The 23,759-nt window shown below is 61.5% G+C and carries 21 protein-coding genes; 5 read left to right on the forward strand and 16 right to left on the reverse strand.

Going from position 1 to position 23,759, the window contains the following annotated elements; genetic code table 11:
• Positions 1-26: 26 nt before the first annotated feature.
• A complete protein-coding gene (locus ACW4TB_RS16625; protein ID WP_279928519.1) occupies positions 27-2,093 on the reverse strand; it encodes a TonB-dependent receptor family protein in 2,067 nt (688 codons plus the stop codon).
• Positions 2,094-2,323: 230 nt separating this feature from the next.
• Here ACW4TB_RS16625 and ACW4TB_RS16630 point away from each other — a divergent pair, with 230 nt between their 5' ends.
• A complete protein-coding gene (locus tag ACW4TB_RS16630; RefSeq protein WP_012313757.1) occupies positions 2,324-2,572 on the forward strand; it encodes a response regulator transcription factor in 249 nt (82 codons plus the stop codon).
• 7 nt (positions 2,573-2,579) lie between these two features.
• Entirely contained in the window at positions 2,580-2,942 is a 363-nt protein-coding gene (locus tag ACW4TB_RS16635; RefSeq protein ID WP_012313758.1) for a hypothetical protein, read from the forward strand.
• Here ACW4TB_RS16635 and ACW4TB_RS16640 read toward each other — a convergent pair.
• Positions 2,939-3,325 (reverse strand): helix-turn-helix domain-containing protein, encoded by a 387-nt coding sequence (locus tag ACW4TB_RS16640; protein ID WP_254467488.1) that lies wholly within the window; start codon positions 3,323-3,325, stop codon positions 2,939-2,941. The genes ACW4TB_RS16635 and ACW4TB_RS16640 overlap by 4 nt on opposite strands.
• Before the next feature lie 201 nt (positions 3,326-3,526).
• On the opposite strand from ACW4TB_RS16640, the gene ACW4TB_RS16645 reads away from it, so the two are divergent.
• Positions 3,527-3,802, forward strand: a complete 276-nt coding sequence (locus ACW4TB_RS16645) for an ogr/Delta-like zinc finger family protein (protein ID WP_012313760.1) — start codon at positions 3,527-3,529, stop codon at positions 3,800-3,802.
• Positions 3,803-3,876: 74 nt separating this feature from the next.
• On the opposite strand, the gene nuoN is transcribed toward ACW4TB_RS16645, so the two are convergent.
• The 13 genes from nuoN to ACW4TB_RS16710 all read right to left on the reverse strand — a co-directional run bounded on the left by nuoN (position 3,877) and on the right by ACW4TB_RS16710 (position 18,846).
• Positions 3,877-5,346, reverse strand: a complete 1,470-nt coding sequence (gene nuoN, locus ACW4TB_RS16650) for an NADH-quinone oxidoreductase subunit NuoN (protein ID WP_012313761.1) — start codon at positions 5,344-5,346, stop codon at positions 3,877-3,879.
• Between the two features lie 7 nt (positions 5,347-5,353).
• Positions 5,354-6,886 carry an NADH-quinone oxidoreductase subunit M gene (gene nuoM / locus ACW4TB_RS16655; RefSeq protein ID WP_012313762.1) on the reverse strand — a complete coding sequence of 511 codons (1,533 nt, stop codon included), beginning with the start codon at positions 6,884-6,886 and terminating at the stop codon, positions 5,354-5,356.
• Between the two features lie 40 nt (positions 6,887-6,926).
• The gene (gene nuoL, locus ACW4TB_RS16660) at positions 6,927-8,780 is read right to left on the reverse strand and encodes an NADH-quinone oxidoreductase subunit L (protein WP_012313763.1); all 1,854 of its coding nucleotides are present in this window, start codon (positions 8,778-8,780) and stop codon (positions 6,927-6,929) included.
• Positions 8,777-9,085, reverse strand: a complete 309-nt coding sequence (nuoK, locus tag ACW4TB_RS16665) for an NADH-quinone oxidoreductase subunit NuoK (protein ID WP_008096201.1) — start codon at positions 9,083-9,085, stop codon at positions 8,777-8,779. The genes nuoL and nuoK overlap by 4 nt, the downstream gene beginning before the upstream one ends.
• A 3-nt stretch (positions 9,086-9,088) precedes the next feature.
• Positions 9,089-9,589, reverse strand: a complete 501-nt coding sequence (nuoJ, locus tag ACW4TB_RS16670; protein WP_012313764.1) for an NADH-quinone oxidoreductase subunit J — start codon at positions 9,587-9,589, stop codon at positions 9,089-9,091.
• A gap of 10 nt (positions 9,590-9,599) precedes the next feature.
• The gene (gene nuoI / locus ACW4TB_RS16675; RefSeq protein WP_003251442.1) at positions 9,600-10,148 is read right to left on the reverse strand and encodes an NADH-quinone oxidoreductase subunit NuoI; all 549 of its coding nucleotides are present in this window, start codon (positions 10,146-10,148) and stop codon (positions 9,600-9,602) included.
• Positions 10,149-10,159: 11 nt separating this feature from the next.
• A complete protein-coding gene (nuoH, locus tag ACW4TB_RS16680) occupies positions 10,160-11,167 on the reverse strand; it encodes an NADH-quinone oxidoreductase subunit NuoH (protein ID WP_012273297.1) in 1,008 nt (335 codons plus the stop codon).
• Positions 11,164-13,878: an NADH-quinone oxidoreductase subunit NuoG gene (gene nuoG, locus ACW4TB_RS16685; protein WP_279928530.1), complete on the reverse strand. Its 2,715-nt coding sequence runs from the start codon at positions 13,876-13,878 to the stop codon at positions 11,164-11,166. Before nuoG ends, nuoH begins: the two co-directional genes overlap by 4 nt.
• A 132-nt stretch (positions 13,879-14,010) precedes the next feature.
• Positions 14,011-15,387, reverse strand: a complete 1,377-nt coding sequence (nuoF, locus tag ACW4TB_RS16690) for an NADH-quinone oxidoreductase subunit NuoF (RefSeq protein WP_012313766.1) — start codon at positions 15,385-15,387, stop codon at positions 14,011-14,013.
• A complete protein-coding gene (gene nuoE, locus ACW4TB_RS16695) occupies positions 15,384-15,881 on the reverse strand; it encodes an NADH-quinone oxidoreductase subunit NuoE (protein ID WP_012313767.1) in 498 nt (165 codons plus the stop codon). Before nuoE ends, nuoF begins: the two co-directional genes overlap by 4 nt.
• 2 nt (positions 15,882-15,883) lie before the next feature.
• A complete protein-coding gene (gene nuoC / locus ACW4TB_RS16700; protein ID WP_012313768.1) occupies positions 15,884-17,665 on the reverse strand; it encodes an NADH-quinone oxidoreductase subunit C/D in 1,782 nt (593 codons plus the stop codon).
• Between the two features lie 79 nt (positions 17,666-17,744).
• Positions 17,745-18,422: a NuoB/complex I 20 kDa subunit family protein gene (locus ACW4TB_RS16705; protein WP_012313769.1), complete on the reverse strand. Its 678-nt coding sequence runs from the start codon at positions 18,420-18,422 to the stop codon at positions 17,745-17,747.
• Between the two features lie 10 nt (positions 18,423-18,432).
• A complete protein-coding gene (locus ACW4TB_RS16710; RefSeq protein ID WP_003251427.1) occupies positions 18,433-18,846 on the reverse strand; it encodes an NADH-quinone oxidoreductase subunit A in 414 nt (137 codons plus the stop codon).
• 753 nt (positions 18,847-19,599) lie between these two features.
• Here ACW4TB_RS16710 and ACW4TB_RS16715 point away from each other — a divergent pair.
• Positions 19,600-20,529, forward strand: a complete 930-nt coding sequence (locus tag ACW4TB_RS16715) for an AraC family transcriptional regulator (RefSeq protein ID WP_279928533.1) — start codon at positions 19,600-19,602, stop codon at positions 20,527-20,529.
• Between the two features lie 57 nt (positions 20,530-20,586).
• Here ACW4TB_RS16715 and ACW4TB_RS16720 read toward each other — a convergent pair whose 3' ends face one another.
• Positions 20,587-21,696 carry a hypothetical protein gene (locus tag ACW4TB_RS16720; protein WP_279928535.1) on the reverse strand — a complete coding sequence of 370 codons (1,110 nt, stop codon included), beginning with the start codon at positions 21,694-21,696 and terminating at the stop codon, positions 20,587-20,589.
• Between the two features lie 245 nt (positions 21,697-21,941).
• Between ACW4TB_RS16720 and ACW4TB_RS16725 the strand changes: the two genes are divergently transcribed.
• Positions 21,942-23,708, forward strand: a complete 1,767-nt coding sequence (locus tag ACW4TB_RS16725; protein WP_012313772.1) for a S8/S53 family peptidase — start codon at positions 21,942-21,944, stop codon at positions 23,706-23,708.
• Positions 23,709-23,759 lie beyond the last annotated feature (51 nt).

The raw sequence follows: 23,759 nt of genomic DNA on the forward strand, positions 1-23,759 counted from the left end.
GACTGTTGCGCAGCCCAGGCAGCGCTTCAACGGAAACTGTATGAAACCCCGGCATATACGCCAAACCCTTCCCCTGGCGTCGACCGGGCAATGTCCTGCCCTGCATCGTCGTACCCCGGCGTTACCGTCGCCGCATAGCGTTTATTGGTCAGGTTGCGCAGGTCCAGCCAGGTCTGCCAGTCCTGTTTCGGCGAGTCCCAGCCCAGGCGCGCACCGAGCAGGGCGTAGGCATCGGCGTGGTAACTGTTGGCGTAATCGACTTGCACCTTGGACGCCATCTGCGTGTTGATTCCGGCATGGAAGCCGCTTGGCCAGTCGTAGCGCAGTTCGGCCTGGTAGTAATGCACGGGAATGCCAGGTAGGCGGTTATCGCCGAAGGTGTCATCGTCCCGGTAGTGGAAATCACTGAACGTGTAGGCCTGGCGCAAGCTGAGCTTGCCAGTGCCAGGGTGCTCCCAGAGGGTGCTGTCCAGGCCGGCTTCGACGCCCTGGTGCAAGGTGGCGCTGGCATTGACCTCCTTGGCCGGGAGCCCTGCCTCGATTTCAACGGCCAACAGTTCATGGCGCACTTGCGAGTAGTACCAGGCCAGGTCCCAGCGGCCCAGCGCCGAATCGCCGCGCGCGCCCAGTTCCAGCGTGGTGGCTGTCTGGTTTTGCAGTTCGATCGGCTGCGTGGCGACCGTGGAGCTCCAGATCAGTGACCATGGGTGGGGTGGCTCGACGGACCGGCTCAGGTTGCCATACACCTGCAGTTGCGGGTTGATGTCGTAGCGCAGGCCCAGGCGCGGTGCGTAGTCCCAGTCATGCTGGCTGACCTTTCCACCGCTCTGCGGATAGGTGACTGCGCTTTCACGGCGGGTATAGATCATCGCCAGGCCAGTGGTCAGCCACAGGTCCGGGATCAGCTCCAGATCGTTGCCGACATGCAGGACGGTATCCGACCCCTGATAGCTGAAGTCGCGGCTGCGTGCGCCGAAGTTGTCGCCAGTGGTGCGGGCAAACTGCGAGGCGCCGCTGTTGGGCAGGTGCTTGGTGGTTCGCCAGCCCACGGTGGTGTTGCTCTGATGGCCCAGCAAGGTGTCGCGGCGCACGTAGTTAAGGGTGCCGCTGACATCCGTGTAGGCGACCTTCAGGCGCATCGGGCCTTCGCGCAGGTCCATGGGGAAGTCGTGGTACACCAGCCCGGCTTCCACCCGGGCATCGTCCTCAAGGTAGAAGGTGGTTTTGTTGGCCACCCAGGTGCTGCCCGGTTGCGGCCGGCTGTCGTCGCGCGCCAGGTAGGCGGCGTTGGCGGCACGAGGGTCGTGTTTGATCTGGTCCTTGGTCAGGCGCCCGGCCAGCTCGTTCTCGGTTTCCCGGTAGCGCAGGTAGAAGCGCGTTTCCAGGTTGGGGTTGAAGCGATAACCAGCGTTGGCAGCGATGCCTTTGGCGCTGCCGCTGCTATGCGTCTGGTAGCCGTCATATTCCGAGTCGGTGAGGGCTACGTAGTAGTCGAGGTTGCCCAACACCTGACCCGAGCTGACGTGCCTGTGCTGATAACCGCGGCTGCCGGCCTCGTACCGCACCTGTAACGGCGCGGCATCGTAGCCGGTATGCGTCACATAGTTGATTGCCCCACCCAGCGCCAGCGCGCCCTGATCGAAGCCGTTGGCCCCTCGCCGCACTTCGGCGCGGCTCAGCCACAGCGGCTCGAACAGCTCGTAAGGTGTACCGCCCGGACCAGTCAGCGGCAGGCCGTCGAACATCGTGTACACCCCTGAACCATGGGCTCCTGGCGCACGGTTGATGCCTGATCCGCGGATGGAAAGCTTGATGCCATCGTTACCAGCAGACTGGGCGAACACCCCCGGCTGGTAGGCCAGCACGTCCTGGTTGCTGGCCACCCGTCCTTGCCCCACGCGCTGCATGTCAACCAGATTGCTGGCACCGGGCACTGCCTGCAGGCGCTCGCGGGCGTCTTCCATTTCGCTTTGTGCTTCGTCACTGATCAGCACCTCGCCCAGTTCGACCGCAGGCGCGGCAGACACGTGCTGGGCGACAGTGAAAAGGGCAACAAAGCCAATGCAGGGTGAGGGGGGCAACACGGGGCGCATCGTACAACTCCAGGTGAAAAGGGCAGGCAACGGCGTTGTGACGAGCGAAACGCCGTGCAGAGCACGGAGAGTTTCAGTTAATTGAAAGCAGCCATTTTAGGACGGCTGTGTAGGACGGCGATCTACAACCCGTATGAATGGCACACGTGTTTTGGGATTCGTAAGGTGGAGTCCTACCGCGTCAGCCCGATAGCTGACGTGAACTGGCGATGATTTTTTGGAGTTCGGTGATGAAAGCCAACACGCAACAGATCGAAGATAGCCAAGCGGATACGCCTATTCGCCTGACCCCGAGAGAGCAGCAGGTATTGCTGTGGTGCGCCTATGGCAAGAGTTCGTGGGAAATCGGTCAGATCCTGCAGTGCCAGGAATCGACGGTTAATTTCCATGTGGGCAACATCCTGCGCAAATTCGATGTATCAACGCGCGTCGCCGCCGTGATCAAGGCCATTCGCTACGGCATGCTCGCAGAGCAGTGAGGCACTCATGAATGAAGTCGCATTGATTGATGGTGCCTTGTCCAGCGTTGTGGAGTGGCTCGAACGCGACGGGCGGGTGCTTTTCGGTGCAGTGTTGGGCGCTTTACTGGTGAGCGCGGCACGTGATCGGCTGGTCATCATTTCGCGCAAGCGGCTTACGTTGGGCAAGCAAGCCTTGCTGGCTCTTCTCACCGTTGGCGTGGGCTACCTGTTCGAGCCGCTGTTGCAAGCTTTGGCTCCCATGCTTTCCCGGGGCATGGCTGCTTTCGTTGCTGCGGTCGTGGTGGTCCCGATCAGCCTCAAGGTCATGGTGTGGCTGGATGCGGTGGACCTTCGAGAAATCGTGCAGCGTTGGCGCCGTCGCAGTTAGCCCTCGGAGGTATCCTGCACACGGTAGGCAAGTGCATCCAGTTTCTTCTCCAGCTCCTGGATGCGCTGTTTGTCCTTGATGTATAGCAGCGTTGCCTCGCGATCGGCGTATGAAAGGCTGCGCAAGCGTTCGAGGATGTCAACTTCCCAGTCTTCACCGGTGTGCGAGGTACCCTTGCGCTCACCCATCAGCAGCCAGTCCAGCGAGCAAGCATGCTGACGAGCCATTTCTACGCACAATGAGTATGGGATGCTGTCACGTACCTTCCAGCTGCTCAGTGTCTGCGGGCTTACATCAAGCGCCCTGGCCAGCTGGGCGTCGCTTTCTGACTGGGTAAGTTGCTTGAGGCGGGCCAGCACCGAGGCGAAAAAACGGCTACTCATGACAGATATCCATGGCTGGTTTAATGACATTCCCTAGGCTTAAACTACTCGTTACGAATATTAACCCTGCAATATGAGGAACTTTATCGGCATGAACAGCAGTTTGATGAAAACCCCTTCTAATACCGTAGACAATACTGACACAAACGGACGATCAACCTTACAGCCTTTGCCATTGCTCGGCCTTTACAGGTATCTACCGTGAGTACTTACAAACTGGTCTGTCCCCACTGCCATAGCCGGATGCGCATACGCACCAGCGAAGGGCGCCACATTTTCCTCAGAGTGGCCTATTTGCAATGCACCACGGAGGCGTGTGGCTGGTCGGTGAGGGCCGAGTTCGAAATGACCCATGAACTGTCACCCAGTGGAATGCCTAATCCGGATGTGTACTTGCCATCGGCCAGCAGTGATTTACGCAGGACGGCACTGCGCCGCAGTGAAGATGTTGCGTCTGGCAGGCAAGCGGAACGGTAGCGTAGCCGGCACTGCTTGCAGCGCAGATAAAAAAACACCCCGCATGAGCGGGGTGTTTGGTATTGCCTGTTCGATCAGCCGATCAGTTGCAGGCCAGCCTGCTGGACCATTTCCAGCAATGGCTGCGGGTATACACCCAGTACGAAAGCGAGAATGGCGATCGCCAGCAGCATCACGCCGCCAGTACGCTGTTCCCACTTCAGCGGCGCATCGTGGCGGCGCAGGTTCGGCTCGACCAGGTACAGGGTGACCATCACGCGCAGGTAGTAGTAAACGCCGATGGCGCTACCGACCACCAGGGCACCGACCAGCCACCACAGGTGCGACTCGACGCCAGTGGCGATGATGTAGAACTTGCCGATGAAGCCAGCGGTCAGCGGGATACCGGCCAGCGACAGCATCATCACGGTCAGTACTGCAGTCAGGTACGGGCGGCGCCAGAACAGGCCGCGGTATTCGTACAGCGCATCGGCATCACGGCCGCCGTAAGGCGAGGACATCAGGGTGATGACACCGAACGCACCCAGGCTGGTGATCACGTAGGTGACCAGGTACACGCCCATCGCTTCCATGGCCAGGCCCTTGCTGGCGATCAGGGCGATTAGCAGGTAACCGAAGTGGGCGATGGACGAGTAACCGAGCAGACGCTTGAGGTTGCTCTGGGTCAGCGCCAGCAGGTTACCCACCAGGATCGATGCGACCGCTATCACCGCCAGAACAGTACTCAGCACGCCGCTGCTGGCAGCAGGGGAGAGCATGAACAGGCGTACGACCACGGCGAACACTGCGACCTTGCTCGCGGTGGCCAAAAATGCGGCGACCGGTGCCGGGGCGCCTTCGTACACGTCCGGGGTCCACAAGTGGAAGGGTACCAGCGACAGTTTGAAGGCCAGGCCGACCAGCATCATGCCCAGGCCCAGTTGGGCCACCAGGCTTGGCATGCTGGTGGCGGCCAGGCTTTTACCGATCTGGTCGAAGCTCAGGCTGCCGGCATCGGCATACAGCAGGGCCATGCCGAACAGCAGGAAGGCCGAGCCTGCGGCCGACAGCACCATGTACTTGATGCCGGCTTCCAGCGAACGTTTGTTGAAGAAGGCGTACGCCACCAGGCCGTAGACCGGTACCGACAGTAGCTCCAGGCCGATGAACAGGCCGGCCAAGTGGTTGGCGCTGACCAGCACCAGGCCACCGAGAGCCGACATCAACAGCAGCAGGTAAAGTTCTTCACGGTTGCCCGGGAAACCCTTGGAGCCTTCACCGAGATAGGCGTGAGCCAGTGTGACGCAGGCCAGCGTAGCCACCAGTACGATGGCCATGTACAGGCAGGCGAACTTGTCGATGGTGATTAGCGAGGTGACCGCCAGCGGCGCAACCTTCAGCGCCGGCAGAATCGACAACAGGGCCAGGTTCAGGCCCACGGTGGACAACAGGAAGGTCTGCGAGTGATTGCGCTTCCAGGCGATCGCCAGCATCACCACCACCGTGGTGATGGTGGTGATCAGCATCGGCGCCAATGCGATGAAGTGTTGAGTGGTGAATTCCATAGCGCTCTTACCGGGCCGAAGCGAGTTGAGTGAAAGCGGAGCCAAGCCACTGCTGCACACCGCTCATGGTGGCGGCAGAAGTGTCGAGGAACGGCTGCGGGTACACACCAAGCACGATTAGCAGCACCGCCAGGCCCAGTACCATGATCAGCTCGCGGCCGTCCATGCCGGCCAGCACGGTGTCGCTCTTGCTTGGGCCGAAGTAGGCACGGTGGATCATGATCAGCGAGTAGACCGAGCCGAAGACCAGGCCGGTGGTAGCGATCACGGTGATCCACGGCACGCTGGCGAAGCTGCCGATCAGGATCAGGAACTCGCCAACGAAGTTGCCGGTGCCTGGCAGGCCCAGCGATGCAGCAGCGAAGAACAGGCTGATGGCAGGCAGGTAGGCGATGCGGTGCCACAGGCCACCCATCTGGCGCATGTCACGGGTGTGCAGGCGCTCGTACAGCTGGCCGGACAGGATGAACAGCGCGGCAGCCGAAAGGCCGTGGGCCAGCATCTGGATCACCGCGCCTTGCAGGGCCTGCTGGCTGCCGGAGTAGATACCGATCAGTACGAAGCCCATGTGCGAGACGCTGGAGAAGGCGATCAGGCGCTTGATGTCGGTTTGCGCGAAGGCCAGGAAGGCACCGTAGAAGATACCGATCAGGCCCAGGGTCATGGCGATCGGTGCAAACTCTGCCGAAGCGTTCGGGAACAGCGGCAGGGCGAAACGCAGCAGGCCGTAGGCCGCTGTTTTCAGCAAGATGCCCGCCAGGTCTACGGAACCTGCGGTCGGTGCCTGGGCGTGCGCATCAGGCAGCCAGGAGTGGAACGGCACCACCGGCAGCTTCACCGCGAAGGCGATGAAGAAGCCCAGCATCAGCAGGTATTCGACGCCAGCCGGCAGTTCGGCCTTGAGCAGGTCGCTGTAGTTGAAGGTGAGCACGCCGGTGGTGTTGTAGTTGACCAGCACCAGGCCAAGAATCGCCACCAGCATGATCAGGCCGCTGGCCTGGGTGAAGATGAAGAACTTGGTGGCGGCGTAGATCCGGGTCTTCTTGCCGTCTGCCGAGCTGTGACCCCAGAGCGCGATGAGGAAATACATCGGCACCAGCATCATTTCCCAGAAGAAGAAGAACAGGAACAGGTCCAGGGCCAGGAATACACCGACCACGCCGCCCAGGATCCACATCAGGTTGAGGTGGAAGAAGCCGACGTGGCGCTGGATTTCTTTCCAGGAGCACAGCACCGAGAGCACACCGAGCAGGCCGGTGAGCAGGATCATCAGCAGCGACAGGCCGTCCAGGGCCAGGTGGATGCTGATGCCGAAGCGCTTGATCCACTCGAGCTTGTATTCGAGTGCCCAGGCAGGTTCGGCGCCCGGTGCAGGGGCCAGGGTGTAGTCGCCGGTGCCCCACAGCCACAGGCCGATGCCGAGCAGCAGGGACATGGTCAGCAGCGCGATCCAGCGCGGCAGGGTGGAGCCGAAGCGCTCACCCAGCCAGCACAGGAAGCCGCCGATGAAAGGGATCAGGATCAGCCAAGGCAAAATCATGACGGGTTGGTTTCCTTTGGCAAAGTCGCAAGATTCATAGTCATACCGCAGCCACTACCACAGCACCGAGTACCAGCACGGCGCCGACAGCGATCGAGGCGGTGTACCAGCGCAGTTGGCCGGTCTCGGTCTTGCTCATGGCGACGTGGCCGCCACGCGCCATCCGAGGGATCAGGCCGATGCTGCGGTCAACCGGATCCTTGCGCAGGATGTGGCTGATCAGCAGGTAAGGTTTGACGAAGAGCTTGTCGTAGATCCAGTCGAAGCCCCAGGCGGCGAACCACCAGGCCGAAAGGACGCGGCCGATGCTGCTGTTGGCGACGGCGCTGACGAAGCGGCGCTTGCCCAGGAACAGCAGGGCCGACAGCAGGATACCGGCGATGGCGATGGCGCCTGAGGCGATCTCCAGCGAGTGCTTGGCTTCACCGCCGGCATGGCCTGCGCTTTCAGGCAGCACGCCTGCCAGCGGCGGGTGGATCCAGGCGCCGACGAAGGTCGACAGCACGATCAGCACGCCCAGCGGCAGCCAGTGGCTGATGCCGTGGCCGGCGTGGGCCTCGGTCTTGGCTTCGCCGTGGAAGGCGATGAAGATCAGGCGGAAGGTGTACAGCGAGGTCATGAACGCACCGACCAGGCCGGCGTACAGCAGGCCGGTATTACCGCTGGCGAAGGCTTCCCAGAGGATCTCATCCTTGGAGTAGAAGCCTACGGTCAGGATCGGCAGGGCGGCCAGGGCGGCACCACCGACCACGAAGCTGGCGTAGGCCAGCGGCAGTTTCTTCCACAGGCCACCCATCTTGAAGATGTTCTGCTCGTGGTGGCAGGCAACGATCACCGCACCCGAAGCAAGGAACAGCAGGGCCTTGAAGAAGGCGTGGGTCATCAGGTGGAAGATTGCCGCGTCCCAGGCACCCACGCCCAGCGCCAGGAACATGTAGCCGATCTGGCTCATGGTCGAGTAGGCGAGGATACGCTTGATGTCGGTCTGCACCAGCGCGGCGAAACCGGCCAGCACCAGGGTCACACCACCGACCACACCGACCAGGTGCAGGATGTCCGGGGCCAACAGGAACAGGCCGTTGGTACGGGCGATCAGGTACACGCCTGCGGTCACCATGGTGGCGGCGTGGATCAGTGCCGAAACCGGGGTCGGGCCTGCCATCGCATCGGCCAGCCAGGTCTGCAGCGGCAGTTGGGCCGACTTACCGACCGCGCCACCCAGCAGCATCAGCGTTGCCAGGACCATCCAGGTGTCGCCCGCCTGGAACTTCTGCGGTGCCAACACCAGCAGTTCCTGCACATTCAAGGTACCCAGCTGGACGAACAGGATGAACAGGCCGATGGCCAGGAACACGTCGCCGATACGGGTAACGATGAAAGCCTTGAGTGCTGCATTACCGTTGTTGCGGTTGCTGTAGTAGAAACCGATCAACAGGTAAGAGCACAGGCCCACGCCTTCCCAGCCGAAGTAGATGAACAGCAGGTTATCGCCCAGGATCAGGAACAGCATGCTGGCGATGAACAGGTTGGTGTACGAGAAGAAGCGCGAGTAACCGGCTTCGCCACGCATGTACCAAGAGGCGAACAGGTGGATCAGGAAGCCCACGCCGGTGACCACGCCGAGCATGGTGACCGACAGGCCGTCCAGGTACAGGGTGAAGTTCGGCGCGAAGCCGTCCACCGACATCCACTGCCACAACAGCTGGCTGTACGCGCCGCCTTCAGGCGGGGCGACATTGAATTGCCAGATGACGTAAGCCGCCACGGCGGCCGAGAGGCCGACCGAGCCGACGCCGATCAGGGCGGACAGGTTCTCCGAGAACCGCCCGCGCGAGAACGACAGCAGCAAAAAGCCGATCAGGGGGAAGACGAAAGTCAGGAAGAGAAGGTTCATCCGCGCATCTCACTGGCAGCATCGATGTCGAGAGTGTGGAAGCGGCGATACAGCTGCAGCAGGATCGCCAGGCCGATACTGGCCTCGGCGGCTGCCAGGCTGATCACCAGAATGAACATCACCTGGCCGTCGGGCTGGACCCAACGGGCACCGGCGACGATGAACGCCAGGGCAGAGGCGTTCATCATGACTTCCAGGCTCATGAGCACGAAGAGGATGTTGCGGCGGACCATCAGGCCAACCAGACCTAAGCAGAACAGGATGCCGGCGACGGCCAGACCATGCTCGAGAGGGATAGCACCCATGATTTACTCCTTCGCCTCATTGCGGCCCAGGTGGAAGGCGGTGACGGCTGCGGCGAGCAGCAGCATCGAGGCCAGTTCGACCACCAGCAGGTACGGGCCGAACAGGCTGATACCCACTTCTTTCGGGCCCACGGTGGTGCCGCTGATGCCGGCACCGCTCGGGGTGACGAACAGCACGTACAGCAGCTCCAGCAGCAGCAGGGTGCCGAGTATCACCGGCCCTGCCCAGATGCCGGGTTTGAGCCAGCCGCGTTCCTGGGCGACCGAGGCCGGCCCCAGGTTGAGCATCATCACCACGAAGACGAACAGCACCATGATGGCGCCGGCGTAGGCGATCACTTCCAGGGCGCCGGCGAACGGCGCACCCAGGGCGAAGAAGATCATTGCCACGGAAATCAGCGAAATGATCAGGTAGAGCAGGGCGTGCACGGGGTTGGTGCCGGTCACCACCCGAAGGGTGGAAACCACGGCGATCCCGGATGCGAAGTAGAAAGCGAATTCCATCTTTCTGTCCTTATGGGAGCAAGCTCTTCACGTTGATCGGCTCGGCTTCGTTCTGTGCAGAGCCTTTCGGCTTGCCAGCGATCGCCATACCCGCAACACGGTAGAAGTTGTAGTCAGGGTTCTTGCCGGGGCCGGAGATCAGCAGATCTTCTTTCTCGTACACCAGGTCCTGACGCTTGAACTCGGCCATTTCGAAATCCGGAGTCAGCTGGATCGCGGTGGTCGGGCACGCTTCCTCGCACAGGCCGCAGAAAATGCAGCGCGAGAAGTTGATGCGGAAGAACTCCGGGTACCAGCGGCCGTCCTCGGTCTCGGCCTTCTGCAGCGAGATGCAGCCGACCGGGCAGGCCACCGCGCAGAGGTTGCACGCTACGCAGCGCTCCTCGCCGTCGGGGTCGCGGGTAAGGACGATGCGCCCGCGATAGCGCGGCGGCAGGTACACGGGTTCTTCGGGGTACTGCAGGGTGTCGCGCTTGCGGAACCCGTGGGAGAACACCATTGCCAGGCTGCGCAGCTGAGTGCCGGTGCCCTTAACGATGTCGCCGATATATTTGAACATGGGTCAAATCCTCACTGGGCCGCGACGGCTGGCGTGTTGTAAAGCACGATCGCAGCGGTCACCAGCAAATTGATCAGGGTCAGCGGCAGGCAGAACTTCCAGCTGAAGTCCATCACCTGGTCATAGCGTGGGCGCGGGATCGAAGCGCGCAGCAGGATGAACAGCATGATGAAGAACGCGGTTTTCAGCGCGAACCACAGGAACGGCACTTGCGGCAGGATGCCGAACGGGCCGTGCCAGCCACCGAAGAACAGGGTCACCAGCAGCGCCGAGATGAGGATGATGCCGATGTACTCACCGACGAAGAACATGCCCCATTTCATGCCGGCATACTCGATGTGGTAGCCGTCGGCCAGTTCCTGTTCCGCTTCCGGCTGGTCGAACGGGTGACGGTGAGTCACGGCGACGCCGGCGATGAAGAAGGTGCAGAAGCCGAAGAACTGCGGAATGATGAACCACAGGTTCTGGGCCTGGTATTCAACGATGTCACGCATGTTGAACGAGCCCACCTGCACCACCACGCCCATCAGCGCCAGGCCCAGGAACACTTCGTACGACACGGTCTGTGCCGACGCACGCAAGCTGCCCAGCAGGGCGTACTTGTTGTTCGACGACCAGCCGGCGAACAGCACCGCGTAGACCGACAGGCCGGCCATGGCAAAGAAGAACAGCAGGCCGATGTTCAGGTCGGCAACGCCCCAGCCCGGTGTGATCGGGATGATCGAGAAACCGATCAGCAGCGCGCTCATGGCCACGACCGGCGCCAGGGTGAAAATCATCTTGTCGACGAAGGGCGGGTTCCAGTCTTCCTTGAAGAACATCTTCAGCATGTCGGCGGCGATCTGGAACATGCCGAACGGGCCGACACGGTTCGGGCCGTAACGGTCCTGCCACCAGCCCAGCAGGCGGCGCTCGACAAAGCTGAGCAGTGCGCCGCAGACCACTACGGCCAGCAGCACCACGATAGCCTTGACGACCTGGATGATCACATCGATCACTTCGGGGGTGAACCAGCTCATTGTGCTGCCTCCTGCAGACCTTCGACGGATGCACCGAAGATGGCCGGCGGGATGCCGGCCAGGCCTTTGGGCAGCGCGACCAGGCCAGCGCCCAGTTCTTCATTGATGCGCAGCGGCAGGCGCAGGGCCACACCGGCCACGTTCAGGCTCAGCAGAGTCCCTTCGTTGACGCCCAGGCGGTCGGCCTCGGACTTGGCCAGTGCCACGTAGGCGGCAGGGATGCGCTCTTGAACCGGTGCAGCGCGCGAGGAGCTTTCTTCGCTGCCGAACAGGTGGAAGAACGGTACTGCGGTCCAGGTACCACGTGCCGGGTTGAAGGCGCCCGGAATGGCGTCGAACCAGTTCAGGCGGTCGCCTTGCGATTCGATCAGGCGTACGCCTGGGTCACCGGCGCGCAGGTGGCCGCCGACCTCGTCCTGGAACTTGTTCCAGGCTTGCGGCGAGTTCCAACCCGGCGACCAGGCGAACGGCACCTGCTGGCGCGGTTCGGCGGAGCCCGAGTAGCCTTCCATGGAGAATGCGAACGCGGTGTCCTTGTCCTGCGGGGTGCGTGGCTCGTGCACGCTGATGTTGGCGCGCATCGCGGTACGGCCGGAGTAGCGCAGCGGCTCACGGGCCAGCTTCATGCCCTTGATGCGGAACGCCGCCGAAGGTGCCGCGTTGACGATGCCGGCCAGTTGCGGGGCGGCTTCGGCGCAGGCGCTGGTGACGTGGTCCAGCTGGGTCCAGTCGACCGGCTTGTTCAGCAGGGTGGCACGCAGGGCGTGCATCCAGCGCCAGCCTTCGTGAACCAGGATGCTGCTGTCCAGGTACTGCGGGTCGAACACCTGGAAGAAGCGCTGGGCACGGCCTTCCTGGCTGACCAGGGTACCGTCGCCTTCGGCGAACGAGGCCGCCGGCAGCACCAGATGGGCACGCTCCAGGGTGGCAGTGTTGGAATGGTCGGCGACGATGACGACCTTCGCAGCTGCCAGGGCGGCATCGACCTTGGCGGCCGGTACGCGGGTGTACAGGTCGTTTTCCAGCACCACGATGGCGTCGGCTTTGCCGCTGATGACCGCATCCAGCGCGGCATCGGCGGACTCGCCACCGAGCATGGCTAGGCCAAGGCTGTTGGCCTCAGGTACGACCAGGCTCAGCGAGCCGTTTTTCTCGCGCAGCTTCAGGGCCTTGGCGATGTTCGCGGCAGCTTCGATCAGCGCAGGGTCGGCCAGCGAAGTACCGGCCACCACCAGCGGGCGCTTGGCGGCGACCAGGGCGTCGGCGATGCGCTTGGCCAGGGCCAGGGCTTCGTCGTCCAGACCTGCAACGGCCGGGGCGCTCGGGTCGATGGCGTGGGCCACGGCGAAGCCGATGCGCGCAAGGTCGGCGGGGGCGGCGTGCACGCATTCTTCGGCGACGTCGTCCAGCTTGGTTTCAGCCAGGCTGGCGATGAACAGCGGGTACAGCGCGTGCTGGCCGATGTTCTTCACTGCAGCGTCGAGCCAAGGCTGCACTTTCATGGCCTCGGCCATGGCTTCTGCCTTGCCTTTAGTGGCCTGGCGCACGGCCAGGGCAACGCGGGCGGCGGTCTGGGTCAGGTCTTCGCCGAGCACGAACACTGCGTCGTGGTCTTCGATGTCGCGCAGGGTCGGCACCGGCAGCGGGCTGTTGTTCAGCACGTCCAGGGCCAGACGTACGCGGGCCAGCTCACCGGCTTCCATACCCGAGTAAAAGTAGTCGGCACCGACCAGCTCGCGCAGGCCGTAGTTGCTTTCCAAGCTGGCGCGGGGCGAGCCGATACCTACGATGGTACGGCCGCGCAGCAGGTCGGCGGCCTTGTCCAGGGCAGCGTCCAGGCCCAGCTTGGTGCCATCGGCCAGGCGTGGCTGGCGTGGGCGGTCGGTGCGGTTTACGTAGCCATAACCGAAGCGGCCACGGTCGCACAGGAAGTACTGGTTGACCGAGCCGTTGAAACGGTTTTCGATCCGGCGCAGCTCGCCGTAGCGCTCGCCCGGGCTGATGTTACAGCCGCTGGAGCAGCCGTGGCAGATGCTCGGGGCGAACTGCATGTCCCACTTGCGGTTGTAGCGCTCGGAGTGGGTCTTGTCGGTGAACACGCCGGTCGGGCAGACCTCGGTCAGGTTGCCGGAGAACTCGCTTTCCAGCACGCCGTCTTCAACGCGGCCGAAGTACACGTTGTCGTGGGCGCCATAGACACCCAGGTCGGTACCGCCTGCGTAGTCCTTGTAGTAGCGCACGCAGCGATAGCAGGCGATGCAGCGGTTCATCTCGTGAGCGATGAACGGGCCGAGGTCCTGGTTCTGGTGGGTACGCTTGGTGAAACGGTAGCGGCGCTCGTTGTGGCCGGTCATTACCGTCATGTCCTGCAGGTGGCAGTGGCCGCCTTCCTCGCACACCGGGCAGTCGTGCGGGTGGTTGGTCATCAGCCATTCGACGACGCTGGCGCGAAACGCCTTGGATTCGTCATCGTCGATGGAAATCCAGGTGCCGTCGGAGGCAGGGGTCATGCAGGACATGACGATACGACCACGGGTGTCGTTCTCGTCGGTGTACTGCTTGACCGCACACTGCCGACAGGCGCCAACGCTTCCAAGCGCCGGGTGCCAGCAGAAATAGGGGATGTCGAGGCCGAGCGACAGACACGCCTGTAACAGGTTGTCTGCACCGTTGACTTCGAGCGCTTTGCCGTCTACGTGGATAGTGGCCATTGTTCAAAGTTCTTCGTTGGCCCGCGTGAGCGGGCGTGGCTAATGGAAATCTGTAAGCCTGCGGCCCGCCGCGAATCGTTCGGGCCGGCCTGCAGGCTGGCGGATGGCACGGACCACCCGCGTTCTATCTTTTTATGCGCCGACTACAATCGGCCCGGCCTGGATTGGCTTCGCCAGGTTCGGGCGCAGGGTGCCAGCGCTTTCAGGCGCTACACCGGCCTCGAACTCCGAGCGGAAGTACTTGATGGCACTGCCCAGCGGCTCGACGGCACCGGGTGCGTGAGCGCAGAAGGTACGGCCTGGGCCGAGGAAGTTGACCAGACCCAGCAGGGTCTCGATGTCTTCGGCACGGCCCTGGCCATTTTCCAGGGAACGCAACATTTTCACGCTCCACGGCAGGCCGTCCCGGCAGGGCGTGCACCAGCCGCACGATTCGCGGGCGAAGAACTCTTCCATGTTGCGTAGCAGCGAAACCATGTTGACGCTGTCGTCGACCGCCATGGCAAGGCCCGTACCCATGCGGGTACCGACCTTGGCGATGCCGCCGGCGTACATCTGCGCGTCGAGGTGCTCGGGCAGCAGGAAACCGGTACCGGCGCCACCTGGCTGCCAGCACTTGAGCTTGAAGCCGTCGCGCATGCCGCCGGCGTAGTCTTCGAACAGCTCACGGGCGGTCACGCCGAACGGCAGCTCCCACAGCCCCGGGTTCTTGACCTTGCCGGAGAAGCCCATCAGCTTGGTGCCGTGGTCCTCGCTGCCTTCGCGGGCCAGCGACTTGTACCAGTCGTTGCCATTGGCGACGATGGCCGGCACGTTGCACAGGGTCTCGACGTTGTTTACGCACGTCGGCTTGCCCCACACACCCACGGCGGCAGGGAAGGGCGGCTTGGAGCGCGGGTTGGCGCGGCGGCCTTCCAGCGAGTTGATCAGTGCGGTTTCTTCACCGCAGATGTAGCGCCCGGCACCGGTGTGCACGAACAGTTCGAAGTCGAAGCCCGAGCCGAGGATGTTCTTGCCCAGCAGGCCGGCAGCCTTGGCTTCATCGATGGCGCGGTTGAGGTTTTTCGCCGCAGTGGTGTACTCGCCACGCAGGAAGATGTAGCCGCGGTAGGCCTTCAGGGCGCGGGCGCTGATCAGCATGCCCTCGACCAGCAGATGGGGCTGTTGCTCCATCAGCATGCGGTCCTTCCAGGTGTTGGGCTCCATTTCGTCCGCGTTGCACAGCAGGTAGCGGATGTTCATGGATTCGTCTTTGGGCATCAGGCCCCACTTCACGCCAGTGGGGAAGCCCGCGCCGCCACGGCCCTTGAGGCCGGAGTCCTTGACGCTCTGCACGATGTCGTCGGCGGACATTTCTGCCAGTGCCTTGCGGGCGGCAGCGTAGCCGTTCTTGGCCTGGTACTCGTCGAGCCACACCGGCTCGCCGTCGTCACGCAGGCGCCAGGTCAGCGGGTGAGTTTCGGCCGAACGCGCGATGCGGTTGGCCGGGCCGAAGGAAGTGATGGTCATACGTAACCCTCCAGCAGCTTGGAAACGCCAGCAGGCTGCACGTCGCCAAAGGTATCGTCATCGATCATCAGCGCCGGGGCCTTGTCGCAGTTGCCCAGGCAGCATACCGGCAGCAGGGTGAAACGCCCGTCCGCAGTGGTCTGGCCCAGGCCGATGCCCAGTTCGCTCTGGATCTGGCTGACCACCGACTCGTGGCCGCCGATGTAGCAGACCATGCTGTCGCACACACGAATGATGTGGCGGCCGACAGGCTGGCGGAAAATCTGGCTGTAGAAGGTGGCCACGCCCTCGACGTCGCTGGCAGGGATGCCCAGTACTTCGCCGATGGCGTAGATGGCGCCGTCCGGCACCCAGCCGCGTTCCTTCTGAACGATCTTCAAGGCTTCGATGGACGCCGCGCGCGGGTCCTCGTAGTGGTGCATCTCGTGCTCGATGGCCGAGCGCTCGGTTTCGCTCAGGGCGAAACGGTCTGTCTGGATAAGCGTGCTGTTCATGCTTAGCGGTCCACGTCAGCCATAACGAAGTCGATACTGCCCAGGTACGCAATGAGGTCGGCGACCATGCTGCCTTTGATCACCGAAGGGATCTGCTGCAGGTGCGGGTAGCTCGGGGTGCGGATCCGGGTGCGGTAGCTCATGGTGCCGCCATCGCTCGTCAGGTAGTAACTGTTGATGCCCTTGGTCGCTTCGATCATCTGGAACGACTCGTTGGCCGGCATGACCGGGCCCCACGAGACTTGCAGGAAGTGCGTGATCAAGGTTTCGATGTGCTGCAGAGTGCGCTCTTTCGGCGGCGGCGTGGTCAGCGGGTGGTCCGCCTTGTACGGGCCTTCCGGCATGTTGCGCAGGCACTGATCGATGATGCGGATACTCTGGCGCATCTCCTCGACACGCACCATGCAGCGATCGTAGGCATCACCGTTGTGGGCCAGCGGGACTTCGAACTCGAAGTTCTCGTAGCCGGAGTAGGGGCGCGCTTTGCGCAGGTCGAAGTCGCAGCCGGTGGCACGCAGGCCGGCACCGGTGGTGCCCCATTCCAGCGCTTCTTTGGTGTTGTATGCAGCCACGCCGATGGTACGGCCCTTGAGGATGCTGTTCTGCAGGGCGGCCTTGGTGTATTCGTCCAGGCGCTTGGGCAGCCACTCGACGAAGTCCTTGACCAACTTTTCCCAGCCACGAGGCAGGTCGTGGGCGACGCCGCCGATGCGGTACCAGGCCGGATGCAGGCGGAAACCGGTGATCGCTTCGATCACGGTGTAGGCGCGCTGGCGGTCGGTGAAGGTGAAGAACACCGGAGTCATGGCGCCCACGTCCTGGATGTAAGTACCCAGGAACAGCAGGTGGCTGGTAATGCGGAAGAACTCGGCGAGCATGATGCGAATCACGTCGACCTTCTGCGGCACCTGAATACCGGCCAGCTTTTCTACCGCCAGGACATACGGCAGGTTGTTCATCACCCCGCCAAGGTAGTCGATACGGTCGGTGTAGGGGATGAAGCTGTGCCAGGACTGGCGCTCGGCCATCTTCTCGGCACCACGGTGGTGGTAGCCGATGTCCGGTACGCAGTCGACGATCTCTTCGCCGTCCAGCTGCAGGACGATACGGAACGCACCGTGCGCCGAAGGGTGGTTGGGGCCCAGGTTGAGGAACATGTAGTCCTCGTTGGCACCCTGACGCTTCATGCCCCAGGCTTCCGGGTTGAAGCGTGCCGATTCCTCTTCAAGCTGCTGCTTGGCCAGTGTCAGGCTGTAGGGATCGAACTCGGTGGCGCGGGCCGGGTAGTCCTTGCGCAGCGGGTGGCCTTCCCAGGTGGGCGGCATCATGATGCGGCTCAGATGCGGGTGGCCGGCAAAGTCGATGCCGAACATGTCCCAGACTTCGCGCTCGTACCAGTTGGCGTTTGGCCAGATGCCGGTCACGGTCGGCAGGTTCAGGTCGCCTTCGCTGAGCGACACCTTGATCATCACGTCGCTGTTACGCTCGACCGACAGCAGGTGGTAGAACACACTGAAATCGGCGGCAGGCAGGCCGCGGCGCTGGGTGCGCAGGCGTTCATCGACACCGTGCAGGTCGTACAGCATGCTGTAAGGCTTGGAAACACCGCGCAGGAAGCTGAGCACCTCTTTGAGCTGGGCGCGCTTGACCCACAGCACGGGCATGCCGGTGCGGGTTTCCTGGGCGACGAATGCTTCGGCGCCAAAACGGTTGTGCAGTTCGACGACCACATCCTGGTCGTCAGCCTTGTAAGGCGGAATGAAAATAGCGTTGTCCGCTGTCATGGTCTCGGTCGCTTTGGGTCAACGTTAAGAATGAAGCCAGGCCGCCGGCTCCTTGGGGAGCGGGCGGCAGGTCGCTGGATCAGACTTCGTCGGGGCTGCGCAGGTTGGTTACTGCAATGCGCTGCTCGCGACGCAGGTCTTTCTGGGCTGGCATCTCGGCACGGTAAATACCTTGATCACCAACAACCCAGGAAAGCGGGCGTCGTTCTTGGCCGATCGACTCCTGCAACAGCATCAAGCCTTGCAGGAAAGCTTCAGGGCGTGGCGGGCAGCCAGGCACATAGACGTCCACGGGGAGGAACTTGTCGACCCCCTGAACGACCGAGTAGATGTCGTACATGCCACCGGAGTTGGCGCACGAGCCCATGGAAATGACCCATTTGGGTTCGAGCATCTGCTCATACAGACGCTGGATGATCGGCGCCATCTTGATGAAGCAGGTACCGGCGATGACCATGAAGTCGGCCTGACGCGGCGAGGCCCGGATGACTTCGGCGCCGAAGCGGGCGATGTCGTGGGGCGCCGTGAAGGCCGTGGTCATTTCCACGTAGCAGCAGGACAGGCCGAAGTTGTACGGCCAGAGGGAGTTCTTGCGCCCCCAGTTGACCGCACCACGCAGCACATCTTCGAGTTTCCCCATGTAGATGTTCTTGTGGACCTGGTCCTCTAGCAGTTGATCGGTAACGGTTTCCCGTTCGCCGACCGGGTACTGCTCGTTGGGCGCATCCGGATCGATTCTGGTGAGATTGTATTGCATTGCCAAAGCCTCATTGTTTCAGCTTCGCTTGCCGCTTGCGACGACCTTCGGGAGCCCAATCAAGTGCCCCGACGCGCCAAAGGTAGACAAGACCTGCCAACAGAATTGCTATGAAAACGAGCGCTTCGACGAATCCGGTCCAGCCGCTTTCGCGGACGGACACAGACCATGCAAAGAGAAAGAGGGCTTCGATATCGAAGATCACGAACAGCATCGCGACCAGATAGAATTTGGCGGAAAGGCGCAGGCGGGCGCTGCCGACGGGCAGCATGCCGGATTCGAAGGGTTCGTTCTTGGCGCGGCCCCAGGCCTTGCTACCGAGCAGGCTGGACAGGCCGAGCATGAAGGCGCACAGGCCGACGACACCCAGGAGGAAGATGGCAAAGCCCCAGTTGTGGGCGATGAGTCCTGCCGAATCGGACATGCTAGAGATCCTTATACAGAGACCCAGCTCTGCAGTCTGAAATAAGTAGAGCGGCGACGTGGTGTCGCAGGTGCAGTGACCAAATGTCGCAGCTGAATCAATCGCGCTGATTTTATGGGTAAACCCGGTGCAAGTAAAATTTCTGTCGCAAATTTATTCGTAGGATTAAGAACAAAACACGCTCGTAACTGGCTGAAAGCCCTGAAATTCGGGGATTGGGCCTGGTTTTGTCAATTATGTTTCTTGTGGGTGGTAACAGATTGTAATTTTAGTAATGATAATTAATAGCGTTTGGCTGGAGCCGATAAGAGTTAATGAGATTGAGCCTTGTTAAGTTCATGGGCTGTTGCCCCCCTCTTGCAATTGCGCTCTGGCCTCGTTCTATCAGTGTTTGACACTGCCTGCACCGCTCTGGGTCAATGTTTTTCGAGTGCCCCCTGATGTGCACAGGGGGCAGTGGCGGGTGAAGAGGTCGGGGCTGTGGCTTGCCCGTGCATATGAATGGAAAGCGGCGACACCGATGCAATTGTCCATAGCCGGTGGCTGGGTTGATCCTCGCTACCGGGCTGGTTCAAGCATAGTCCGGATCCTGGGGATTGCCGGGGGATGTTCGGGGGCGTCGGTGTGGCGAAAGCGGGCGTCATACCTGTGTAATGAATGACTGCTAGCGTGCCGGTCCCCCCGCAGCAAAAGGAGAGCCATCAGGTGCACCCCGCCACGCCTCGCAAGCCCTTCTTGCTCCGTAGCGCCGACATGCACAGCGACGATTTCGGCGCCTTGTTCACGCAGTTCTACGGCAACCTGTATGCCGACATGGCGCCACTGGGCGAGTGTATTTCCATCGGCGGTGTATATGGCCGCTTCGAGAGCATGAGCGTAAGGCGCCTGCACTACCACGGCGACTTTCGCATCGTCCTGCCCACCCCGCAGGACGAGATCACTTTTGTGCTACCTACTGCGGGCAAGATCATCTTCGACCATCGCGGCGAGTCGATCGGCGGCGCGCAGGTCGGGCTGGCTGTCGACAAGCTCGAGATACGCTCGGTACGCATTGCCGATGGTCATGCCCAGTGTGGCATGTCGATTCGCCGGGGCGTATTCGCCGAGCGCCTGTCGGCACTGCTGGAGCGGCCCTTGGTGGCCCCCATTCGTTTTGCGCCGGTAGTGGACCTCAACGCGCCAGGTTTCCAGGGCATCCGTGCCTTGCTCGAGCTGGCCACGGGCACTGAGTTCGATCAATTGATCAATACGGGCCTGTTGATGCCGCTGCGGTTGCAGGAAATGCTGGTCGACGCGTTGCTGGAAACCTGGCCGCACAATTACCGCGAAGCGCTGCACAGGCCAGCCCCCTTGCTTGCACCGCGCCATGTGAAACTGGCCATGGCCTATATCCGTGAAAATCCCGCAAGCCTTAGCAGTAGCAGTGAGTTGGCGGGCTTGGCCAATGTCAGCGTGCGGGCGTTACAGGAGGGCTTTCGCCGGTTTGCGGGCATTTCGATAGTCGGGTATCAGCGGCAGGTGCGGCTGGAGCAGGCGCGTCAGGTGCTGGCAAGCGAGCAGGGTGCTTCGGTGGAACAGGTGGCGTTACGTTTCGGTTTCACCAATGCCGGGCGGTTTGCCCAGTATTTTCAAGAGGCGTTTGGGCTGCGCCCGGCACAGGTCAGGCGTAGGCATGACGCATGACCTGCGGTAAGGGGCCTACCTGCGAATCAGATAATGTGGTGGATGCCATGGATGCGCTTAGGGGAGCGTGATCTTGCTGTAGGCAAATTCGTTTTTACCTCGCTTGATACCTGCTTCGGAGGTTTTCACCTCAACGCGGTCATCGTCGTGAACCACCAGAATTTGTTTGGCTCCCAGCACTTCTACGCCGCCGGGCTGGTTGCTGAACAACAGGGGGCTGCCATCCTTTCGGTTCACCAGCTGTGGGGTGCCCGGTTTACCTGCCGTGAAAGGTATTGCCCAAAGAACCCCGCCCGTTTCGATACCTTTGTTGCCCTCACCCTCAGCGGATGGCGTCTCAAAGCTGGTGACCGCATACAGCCGGTCTTTATTGAAACGGTCATATTCGATGCCAGTTAGCGCAAGTGGGTGCCCTTGTGCTTCCAGGTTGAAGTTCTGAATCGACTTGAACCCGTCCACGAGCTCCATCCGTGCATCGTTGAACTTCACATGCGCCGAGATGAGCAGAAAAGCAGGGTTAGAAGTCGCACTGCTATTCCCATGCTTGCTGATGCCGACGATCAACTGGCCGTCTGTATCTTTCTCCCGCCCCGGTTCGCTTGGGGCCATGGTGATGCCTTCGACTTGAAAGTAGGGGGACCCTATGACTTCACCAATCTGTTTACGCAACATGATCGAGCTTTTGATCCCGCCTCGTGTCGATTGCGCCAGGACTTTTGCGGTATTCGGGTCATTTACCGGCCAGTAAACAAGGGTGTTGAGTGCGTCTTTACTTGGATCCTGCTCGGTGCCGACCTTATTGAAGGCGGTGCTGGCGATAATGTATTGGCCATCCAGCGTCGTGGTCATGGCTTCGTATTTATCTGCTTTTTCCAGCACACTACCTTTGAGAACTTCGGGGTTACCACTGATAGTTCCCCCGGCAAAATCAAATGTAAAAATGGCCGGGTCGCCAATGGCTGGCAAGCCTTTATCGTTGGCGAAAACCAGTTTTCCATCGGCTTTGACCACCGCTGATACATCGCAGTCTACGGCGGTGTCAGTTGCATGACACAGTGCGGTGTGATGTTCGACGGCTTCAATACGCCCAGGCAGTTCGGCGGCCGGCGCGTGGGGTACTGCAATAAAGAGTCCGGCAACTAACGTGATGATTGCTCGCTTTTCCATGAGCGCTGTCCTTTTGTGGTGGGAAGTACTGCGCGGAGAAGCGTAATAGAAGGGTCAGAAGCGGAAAACTGTCATTTTTGGCAGTAGCTGTTCGACATTATCGCTATTGAATGACCTGGCATTTTTGCCAGTAGGCACATTGAAGCTCAGCCTTTAGGGTCTTGTTTCATTGTCAATGCGTCAGCACGGACGGGCTCAAAGCCTGCGCAACTAGTGGCTGATGTTGGCGAAACGGGAACATGGATATGGGCACGTTCAAGAAGCGTCTGTTTGCGTTGTTGGTCATACCGTGGTTCATGGCTGCCGAGCCTGCAAGCGCGTTACACATTGAAAGCCTGGCACCTTGCGAAAGCTGGTCCGGCGGCGAGCCGCAAACATGGTGCATGCAGGTCAGCGGCATGAAGGGACACCCTGTCAGGGTCGTGTTCAATGGCAGTGTCCTGCCCACCAGCGCAGTCAGTCGGCAAGGGGCGACGCTGCGTTTTAACCTCGCGCAGGGGCAAAAGGTCAGTGGTCCGGTTTGGGTGTCTCAAGGACGGCGTAGCAGCAATGCTGTCTGGCTTACCTTGCGGCCAAGCCGCGTGCAGTCCGTGAGCCGCGAGCATCAAGTCCGGCTCTCTGACCGCGTGGTGACAGCTCTGGATCTGGTCAGCCTGATCTTTCATGAAGGGGTCGACGGCGCGGCACAAGCGCAGCGGATGGCCCGCCAGTACGGCGTGGAAATCGTCGGTGCGATTGCGCCGTTAAACGTCTTCCAGGTGCGCCTACCCGTCAGTGATCTGGCCGCACGGGATGCCCTGGTGGCTGCATTGAAGACCGACCCTGTGATTGTTGGTGTGGTCGTGGAGGATGACAACCCTGAAGTGCCACGAGACCCCGATCGGGTGGTGGAACCTGCAGATGAGGACGGTTGGGTCGCCAACCGGTTCTTCCCGGCTGTCGACTTGTATCGGCAGTACGTTGCTAGCGCGTCTTCAAACCCGAATCCGGGTGCCGTGGTAATAGGGGTGGTGGAGAAGGCAGTCAATTTCGATACCCCCGACTTCGTAAGCTACCTCAGGCCATGCAGCATGGAGCAGACTTGCCTTTATGCGCGGCACAGCCCACAAGCAAGGCATGGAACATTGGTCACTGGGCTGCTGGCAGCAGGCCGGCAGCCAGTCGACCATCTGGGCTTTCTGAGCCAGTTGGGGGACGCAGGTGGACGCTTCAAAATCATTGTGGACCGCGGCTCACTCGCCGGCGTGACAGGTCGTGTAGCGGCATCGGTCAACATGGTGGAGGATGGCGCGCACGTGCTCAATTGGAGTTGGGGCATCCACCGCATGGGTACGACCAATCTGCGAGGTGAGCGTGTCGAAACCAATGTGCGGTCTGACTTGGCCTTCAAAGGCTATGAGCAGTTGTTGACGCGATTCTTCAGGTGGCTCGAACGCAACCACCCCAATGTTGTGGTCGTCAACTCTTCCGGTAACAGTTTTTCTACCACCGATGAGCATTTGCCAGCAGGTTTGCAATCGCAACAGCTGCTGGTTGTCGGCGCGCACCAACGTACCAGGCAGGATGCAAACATACGTGAACCGCGCTTCGTGACTATGCGTGATTCCTCCAATATCGGGCAGCGCGTCGATATCACCGCCGCCGCATGCCCCCAACGCCCTACGAGCCGCAGCCGTACAGAAGGCAGGGGGGCCTGTGGTACTTCCTATGCCGCTGCGTTGGTGACCGGTACGGTGGCCGCCATGCTGGCGGTAGATCCTGCGCTGGAGCCCAGGCAGATACGGGCACTGTTGCGCAGAAGCGCCTTGCCGCTGGCGGCCCGAGATGAAGCGCAACGCCGGGGTATTGATCTGACCTCTGCGCTCACACCCGCCGAGCACGCGTTGGCAGCAGGCAGCGAGGCAGAGGTGTATGCACGGCTCAATATGGAGGGGGCCTTGGCACTTGTCATCAAGGATCGGGGCGGTGCCGCTGTGGTTGAAAAACATGCTGCAAAGCCGTCAGTGCTGTGAAGCATAGGCGGGAGCAAAATGCAGCAATGGGGCCCGCACAGCAGCGCCGGT

The organism is Lelliottia jeotgali, assembly GCF_977070485.1.

Bases quoted from the DNA above. Each gene is read 5' to 3' on its own strand.
- ACW4TB_RS16725 (WP_012313772.1), top strand. From the start codon at position 21,942: ATGGGCACGTTCAAGAAGCGTCTGTTTGCGTTGTTGGTCATACCGTGG.
- nuoC (WP_012313768.1), bottom strand. From the start codon at position 17,665: ATGACAGCGGACAACGCTATTTTCATTCCGCCTTACAAGGCTGACGAC.
- ACW4TB_RS16625 (WP_279928519.1), bottom strand. From the start codon at position 2,093: ATGCGCCCCGTGTTGCCCCCCTCACCCTGCATTGGCTTTGTTGCCCTT.
- ACW4TB_RS16720 (WP_279928535.1), bottom strand. From the start codon at position 21,696: ATGGAAAAGCGAGCAATCATCACGTTAGTTGCCGGACTCTTTATTGCA.
- nuoN (WP_012313761.1), bottom strand. From the start codon at position 5,346: ATGGAATTCACCACTCAACACTTCATCGCATTGGCGCCGATGCTGATC.
- ACW4TB_RS16710 (WP_003251427.1), bottom strand. From the start codon at position 18,846: ATGTCCGATTCGGCAGGACTCATCGCCCACAACTGGGGCTTTGCCATC.
- ACW4TB_RS16640 (WP_254467488.1), bottom strand. From the start codon at position 3,325: ATGAGTAGCCGTTTTTTCGCCTCGGTGCTGGCCCGCCTCAAGCAACTT.
- nuoH (WP_012273297.1), bottom strand. From the start codon at position 11,167: ATGAGCTGGTTCACCCCCGAAGTGATCGATGTGATCATCCAGGTCGTC.
- ACW4TB_RS16635 (WP_012313758.1), top strand. From the start codon at position 2,580: ATGAATGAAGTCGCATTGATTGATGGTGCCTTGTCCAGCGTTGTGGAG.
- nuoI (WP_003251442.1), bottom strand. From the start codon at position 10,148: ATGTTCAAATATATCGGCGACATCGTTAAGGGCACCGGCACTCAGCTG.
- ACW4TB_RS16630 (WP_012313757.1), top strand. From the start codon at position 2,324: ATGAAAGCCAACACGCAACAGATCGAAGATAGCCAAGCGGATACGCCT.
- nuoG (WP_279928530.1), bottom strand. From the start codon at position 13,878: ATGGCCACTATCCACGTAGACGGCAAAGCGCTCGAAGTCAACGGTGCA.
- nuoM (WP_012313762.1), bottom strand. From the start codon at position 6,886: ATGATTTTGCCTTGGCTGATCCTGATCCCTTTCATCGGCGGCTTCCTG.
- ACW4TB_RS16705 (WP_012313769.1), bottom strand. From the start codon at position 18,422: ATGCAATACAATCTCACCAGAATCGATCCGGATGCGCCCAACGAGCAG.
- nuoL (WP_012313763.1), bottom strand. From the start codon at position 8,780: ATGAACCTTCTCTTCCTGACTTTCGTCTTCCCCCTGATCGGCTTTTTG.
- nuoF (WP_012313766.1), bottom strand. From the start codon at position 15,387: ATGACCATCACTTCCTTCGGCCCGGCCAACCGCATCGCGCGTTCGGCC.
- nuoK (WP_008096201.1), bottom strand. From the start codon at position 9,085: ATGGGTGCTATCCCTCTCGAGCATGGTCTGGCCGTCGCCGGCATCCTG.
- ACW4TB_RS16715 (WP_279928533.1), top strand. From the start codon at position 19,600: ATGCACAGCGACGATTTCGGCGCCTTGTTCACGCAGTTCTACGGCAAC.
- nuoE (WP_012313767.1), bottom strand. From the start codon at position 15,881: ATGAACAGCACGCTTATCCAGACAGACCGTTTCGCCCTGAGCGAAACC.
- nuoJ (WP_012313764.1), bottom strand. From the start codon at position 9,589: ATGGAATTCGCTTTCTACTTCGCATCCGGGATCGCCGTGGTTTCCACC.